The organism is Kordia jejudonensis (assembly GCF_001005315.1).
Lineage (GTDB): Bacteria > Bacteroidota > Bacteroidia > Flavobacteriales > Flavobacteriaceae > Kordia > Kordia jejudonensis.
Map to the genome: position 1 here is coordinate 1 of NZ_LBMG01000092.1, position 6,716 is coordinate 6,716.

At 36.0% G+C, this 6,716-nt stretch carries 5 protein-coding genes; 2 read left to right on the forward strand and 3 right to left on the reverse strand.

Annotated features, from left to right (window positions below; translation table 11 throughout):
• Nucleotides 1-110: 110 nt before the first annotated feature.
• Both AA089_RS22460 and AA089_RS22465 read right to left on the reverse strand, forming a co-directional pair.
• Nucleotides 111-3,401: an amidohydrolase family protein gene (locus tag AA089_RS22460; protein ID WP_046759270.1), complete on the reverse strand. Its 3,291-nt coding sequence runs from the start codon at nucleotides 3,399-3,401 to the stop codon at nucleotides 111-113.
• Between the two features lie 111 nt (nucleotides 3,402-3,512).
• Nucleotides 3,513-4,154 (reverse strand): DUF2306 domain-containing protein, encoded by a 642-nt coding sequence (locus AA089_RS22465; RefSeq protein WP_046759271.1) that lies wholly within the window; start codon nucleotides 4,152-4,154, stop codon nucleotides 3,513-3,515.
• Nucleotides 4,155-4,335: 181 nt separating this feature from the next.
• Between AA089_RS22465 and AA089_RS22470 the strand changes: the two genes are divergently transcribed.
• Both AA089_RS22470 and AA089_RS22475 read left to right on the forward strand, forming a co-directional pair.
• Complete coding sequence (locus AA089_RS22470; protein ID WP_046759272.1) at nucleotides 4,336-4,689, forward strand: hypothetical protein; 354 nt, start codon at nucleotides 4,336-4,338, stop codon at nucleotides 4,687-4,689.
• Nucleotides 4,690-4,695: 6 nt separating this feature from the next.
• The gene (locus AA089_RS22475; RefSeq protein ID WP_046759273.1) at nucleotides 4,696-6,297 is read left to right on the forward strand and encodes an FAD-linked oxidase; all 1,602 of its coding nucleotides are present in this window, start codon (nucleotides 4,696-4,698) and stop codon (nucleotides 6,295-6,297) included.
• A 135-nt stretch (nucleotides 6,298-6,432) separates the two neighbouring features.
• Here the strand turns inward: AA089_RS22475 and AA089_RS22480 are convergent.
• A partial coding sequence (locus tag AA089_RS22480) for a T9SS type B sorting domain-containing protein (protein WP_156169264.1) occupies nucleotides 6,433-6,716 on the reverse strand: 284 nt, incomplete at its 5' end.

The following is a 6,716-nucleotide window of genomic DNA, read 5'->3' on the forward strand; positions in this document are numbered from 1 at the left end:
CATTTATCATTTCAAATACTTCTCGATACAAAATTCTTCCAGAATTTCACTCGAAGTGACGTTTCGAATCACATTTATATTTAATATTTATCATTCAACATTTAAAATCCCTACTGATGTCCCAAATGGCAGCCGCAACCTGGACGCATGAAACTGTTTGATTCTTCATGCCAAGGAAATGCTGCATTGTATTTGTTGTTTTCCCAATAGAAAGGCGTACGTTCGTTAGATTCGTTTCCGATTTCGTTCATCGTTTCGGTATCGTACAAACGACCGTTTATCATTGTGTGTGTAATGCTTTCCGTATTTCGGATATTCTCCAGAGGATTTTTATCCATTATGATCAAATCCGCCAATTTTCCAACTTTTAAGGAACCAATATCGTTTCCAGCTCCAATGTATTCCGCAGGATTTATGGTTGCAGTTTTTAAGGCTTCCATAGGTGTCATGCCTCCTTGTTCCATCATCCAAAGTTCCCAATGTGCGCCTAAACCTTGCAATTGTCCGTGTGCTCCAAGATTTACTTTTACACCTTTGTCTGCCAAAGCTTTTACCGTTTCAGATGTTAAGATGTGTCCGTTTTTGTATTCTTCTTCAGGTAACATGGTACGATGTCTTGAACGTGCGTCAATAATTCCTCTTGGTGTGTATTTTAAAAGTTTTTCGTTTTCCCAAACATTCGTATGTTGATACCAATAAAATTCTCCATTGACACCACCATAATTTACAATTAAGGTTGGCGTGTAACCAGTTTTACTATGTCCCCATAATTCTAAAACGTCTTTATACACAGGCGAAATTGGAATGTTGTGTTCAACTCCTGTATGTCCATCCATAATCATGGTCATGTTGTGATAGAATGTTGAACCACCTTCAGGAACTACAAAAATTCCTTCCTCGCGAGCTGCTTGCAATATTTGCTGACGTTGTTCGCGTCGTGGTTGGTTGTAACTTTTTACCGATAATGCGCCAAATGCTTTGGTACGTCTGATGGATGAACGCGCATCATCTAGATTGTTGACAACGGCTTTGAAATCACCATCAGCTCCGTAAAGGATAAAACCAGTAGAGTAGAGACGTGGACCAACTAACGTTCCATTTTTCACCAATTCTGACAATGCAAAAACCGTTTCCGTATTTGCAGAAGGATCATGCGCAGTTGTGACTCCAAAAGCTAAGTTTGCGTAGAATTGCCAGTGTTTTTGAGTTGTTAAACCATAACGAAAAGCACCAATATGCGCATGTGCGTCAACCATTCCTGGCATGATTGTTTTTCCTGCCATGTTGAAGGTTTTTGCACTACTAGGAACTTCGATATCGCTTGCTTTTCCAATAGCTTCAATACGATTGTCTTTTATGATAATTGTTCCGTTTTCAATCACTTTTTCATTATCCATCGTAATGATTCGCGCATTTGTAAACGCAATTCGACCGCTTGGTTTGTCTGTTTTTAACGTCAGGTTGATTTTTGTTCCTTTCGTGGTAATTTCAGGAGTTTTTTCTGGGGAACCGTCTAAGAAAGTAAATTTATCTTTGATTTCATTTGAGAAATATTCGTCTCCTAGCGTCCACATTACTTTTTTACTGTCTGGCGACCAATGTAAGTTGACTCCAGCATCTTTGGCAATTTGTGCTACAGGAAATGCTTTCGTTTTGTTGTCTAAATTTACTTTTTGTCCCATGATAATCATTGGCGCCACATAGGCTTTGTGCAATTGTGAAAAGGCAACCCATTTGTTGTCTGGACTTGGCACAATTCTGTTGGCATATTTTGAAGTAAAGTGTGTGCGTTTGTCGTTTCCTTCAAGATTCACGCTGTGTAATGATTTTGTTAAGCTTCCAAAATACGTTCCACCAGTTTGAATGAAGATTCGTTTTCCATCCGCAGAAAAGATAGGATATTCGCCATCTTTGGTCACAAAATGTGTTTTGCTTCCAGAAGTTGTCATGGTATAGATTCCCGCTTTTTTAGCAAATGTAAATCCCTGATCGCTGTTTCCGCGTTCTTTTCTGTAGACAATATGTTTTCCGTCAGGCGAGAACGAAGGTGTTCTGAAACTTCCTTTTTCAGAGGTTAGTTGTGTTGAATTTCCGCCATTTATTGAGATTTTTCGAACTGAACCAAGATTGAGATCGTTCCAAGTAACGTATATGATTTCTTTCCCGCTAGGAGAAAAACTAGGTTCTGATTCAAAATCGGTACTTTTTGTCAATCGTTCAGGTGTTCCGTTTGGCAATTTTTTCTTCCATAAATGACCAACCGCATTGAAAACTACTATTTTTCCATCAGGAGAAGTGACAGCTTGACGAATGACTTTTGCATCAAATGTATCAGGTGCCACAGGCGTATCAAACGAAACGGCTTCTGCAATTTGAATGTTTGCATTTACTGTAAACGGAATGTTGGTTATTTTTAGTGAAGCGATGTCAATTTTATGAATTTTCCCAGCTGCCCAAAATACAATTTCTTGATTATTCGGCATCCAACTAAAGTTTGGATAGACACCAAATATTGCCCAAGCCTCTTGCTGATCTTTGTCTAAAGCATCAAATAATGGCCATTCTTCTCCAGTTTCTAAATCGTGCAAATACAATACAGATTTGGTACGAACTCTTTTAATGAAAGCCAATTTTTTTCCATCTCTTGAAATTTGCGGACGCGAAGCGCCACCTGGTCCACCAGTAACTTGTGTAATTTCTCCAGTTTGAAAATCGTAGCGTTTGATGACGTAGATTTGCTTGTTCGGATCTTTGTTGTATTGAAAAAATCCGCCAGGATATACATCTTCGCTGTAATATAAATAACGACTATCTGGTGAAACAGAAGGTTCGTTTACGTCTTGTTGCGCGTTTTTCTTTTTGGTAAGTTGCAACCCAGAACCGCCAGTGATGTGATATTGCCACATTTCGCCAGCACCAAGTGAACGTTGTGATGTAAAGTGTTTTCGAGCTACAAATGAATTGCCATCAGGCATCCAAGTTGAGTTGTTTAGTAAACGAAAACTTTCTTTCGTAATTTGTTTTGCATCAGAACCATCTGAATTCATTACCCAAATGTTATCGCCGCCACCAGCATCACTTGTAAATAGAATTTTTGAACCATCAGGACTGAAATGTGGTTGAATTTCAAATGGAATTCCTGTACGTAATGCGTTGGCAGTTCCACCAGAAATTGGAATCGTATAGATGTCGCCTAGCATATCAAATACGATGGTTTTTCCGTCTGGACTTACGTCTAAATTCATCCAAGTACCTTCCGTTGTGGTAAATGTGTGATCTTTATAATTTAAGTCGCCTTTCGGGTTGGAAACATCCCATTTTTCAGTGTCTTTTTTGTCTTGTGCAACTGCGATGCATACAAAGAATAATCCGAGAAGGATAGAAAGATTGGTTCTTAACATTGGGTTCATTAGTTTAGCCTCCTAAATTAGCCAATATAGTGTTAATATTTCTTAAAAGTGTGTTAAGGTGTTTTGGTAAAATCTTAAAAATAAAACATTAAGAAAGAAATGTTATGTGAGTTTTGTTTTCTTTTTTCGCAATTTCCAAAACCAATAATTCATATATGCAGTTCCAAAGATACTTGGCACTAACCAACCCGCAATGCCAGGAATGAACTGATTTACAACAATAAACGCTGTGACTGCCGAAATGTATCCACCTAACATTTTGCCAACATGAAGTTTTAACCAAACTTTTTGAAGTTTTTTGGGATTTTTAAAGAGTGTTATATCGCGAATTGCGAATACAATTCCGACACTTCCAAAAATGGTCAGTATAGTATTAAGTTTTCCTGTGGTTAAAATTGGATATATAATCATACAAATTCCTGTAATTAGCATAATGAATGCAATTATTTTATCTATACGTACTGTTGAATTTGGTTTTTTGAAGCGTAACGCGCGATATCCTGAAATGATAAAATAGGAACTGAAAACTCCGATCGTAAAAAGAAATGGATTTTCATGTTTTGGTAATACTGCAATGACTAACGCTGATAACGCCGAAAATAACATTGTATAATAAAATACAATTCCAGATATTTTATGATTATTACTTCCTTTTTTGGTGATGATAGCTATAAAACCTGCTATAAAAGCGATGCTTCCAAATGTTGCGTGTATATAAATAAGATAGGTTGCGAAAGTCTCCATAAGTTTATTTTTTTATCAAATGTCTCTAATTCTATAGGTTGATGAAACTCTTTGTGACTGAGTTGTAATATTTGATTACTGAACTGTAAAGTGACTTTAATACGTTGAATTTTAGGGTGTTTATACCCTTGAGAATATATCAGAAAACGATTACTTTTATAACACATCAAATTAAGAAATTATGAAACTTAAAAATAAAACTTTCGTTAGATGGAGTATTGTATTAATCGTATGTTGTTTATTTTCATCTTGTTACAGTGTTCGATTGAAAAATGTATATGGCGATCCATTGCCTGATCCTGTTAGTGATAGAACGGATTATTACCGAATGATGAAAGTGAATGAAATTGATACTGTAATAACGATAAAAGCTACGGATAAAGACTTTACTTTATTGTTGAAAGAGTGCGGAACGAGTGGAATTCACACTGTAGAATACCGAAATACTTTTGGAGGTGTTTTCTTAAGTGCCGTCACATTTGGACGAAAACGTCGTGTTCGTGTAAAATATGTATGTATGAAACCTCAAAATTAAGCAATCATGGCAACAACAAAATCTCACCCAAAGAGTTCTTGGGATACTTTACACAATAATGGTCCGTTTCCATTAAAAACACTGCATATAACCGAATTAGAAGGTTCGGCAAATATGTTTTCTAAATATGATAGATATAATGATGCAGCTATAGAAATGCAACGTTTAATCCGAGAAGCCGCAAACAGAAATGAAGGTTTTAGAGCCTATGGTTCTAGTTGGTCGTTATCGCATATTGCGCATCAAAAAGACAACATGCATTACAATGGTTTTATGAGTATTCATATTCCAATTCCACAAAATTTGATGCATAAAGACACAAATTATGCAAATGAAAACTTGTTCTTTTTTCAATGTGGAAATACCATTAAGCGAATTTCAGAAGTCTTGGGTTCGCATGGAAAATCATTAAAAACGAGTGGCGCAAGTAACGGACAAACTATTGCAGGATGTATATCTACAGGTGTTCATGGATCGGCGCTAAATGTGGGTTCCATTCAAGATTATGTAGTTGGATTAAATATAATAGTAGGCGATAAACCAACGGACATTGTGTATTTGGAGCGACATACAAAACCTGCGCTGAATGATGATTTTGCTAAAAAAATTAATGCAAAAGTGATTCGAAATGATCATTTGTTCAATGCTGCTTTGGTAGGATTGGGCGCGTTTGGATTTATTCACGGTGTTGTGATTGAAGCAGAAGATCGTTTTCTATTAAAAAGATATGTAAAGAAGATCAAAAAAGAAACGGCTTTGGAATTAGCAGACACGATGGATTTTGAAAACTCTAGCTTTGAAATTGATGGAGAAGTTGATGAAAATGGTAAGCCAAATCGTCCGTATCATTACAAGGTTTTTATCAATCCATATACAAATGAAGATGAATATGTAGTGGAAATCATGTATAAAAAACCATATAAAATTCCGTATCCAGATCCGTTTCCAGTGATAAAGACATCACTTTACAAAGATTTAATTTATTTATTGATAAAAGTATCTGAGAAATTTCCGAAAAGTATTCCTTGGTTCATTAAGCAACTACGAAAAACAATTCTTCCTGCGGTTGATGAAGAAACCTTAGGAACGTTGTATGAAACCTTTTGGGATGCACCATATCAAGGTCCAGCGTTTGCGTGTTCGGTTGGAATTCATCATAAAGATTCGTCGAAAGCTTATAAAGTGTTAGAAGAAATGACACAAAAAGAAGGGCCAATTCCAGGGATATTTGCGATGCGATTTGTAAAACAAACTGAGGCCACTTTAGGATTTACAAAATTTCCAATCACTTGTATGTTAGAAATAGATGGTGTGCTTTGGGAAAAATCACGAAAATTGATGAGTCTAACAGAATATTCAAGGAGAATGATTGAAGTTTTGCAAGAACACAATATTCCGTTTACGATCCATTGGGGAAAAAATTCTGACTGGAAATTTCCAAATTTAGTAAACCATATGTTTGGTGAAAATGTTTCAGATTGGAAGAAATATAGAAACGGATTATTATCTACGGAAATGCAACAAGTATTCTCAAACGGTTTCTTGCAAGATGTGAATTTACATACACCAAATGATACCAATGATGATGATTTGATCGTTTCCTTATAAAAATCAAGTCTGTGATATAAAAAAAACCGAAGACAAAATGACTTCGGTTTTTTATGAATTTTATTTTCTCTCTATTCTCTTTTCTCTATTTTCTTTACTCTTTCATCTCATCTATTTTCTCACTTCAACAAAAACCTATCGTTTCAACGTAAAATGATTGATAAACTCCTTTGGTGTTCCATCAAATGGATCTACATATTCTACTCTAAACCAATAATCTGCTGATGGCATGATGTTTCCGTTGAAAGTTCCATCCCAGCCTGGTCCTGCAGGACTGATCTGTTTTAAGAGTTTTCCATAACGATCAAAGATAAATATCTTCGCTGATGGCTGATTCTGTAATCCGATGATATTCCACGTTGGGTTAAACGCATCTCCATTTGGTGTAAAGAACTCCATAAAGTCAATCAGTCCAAATG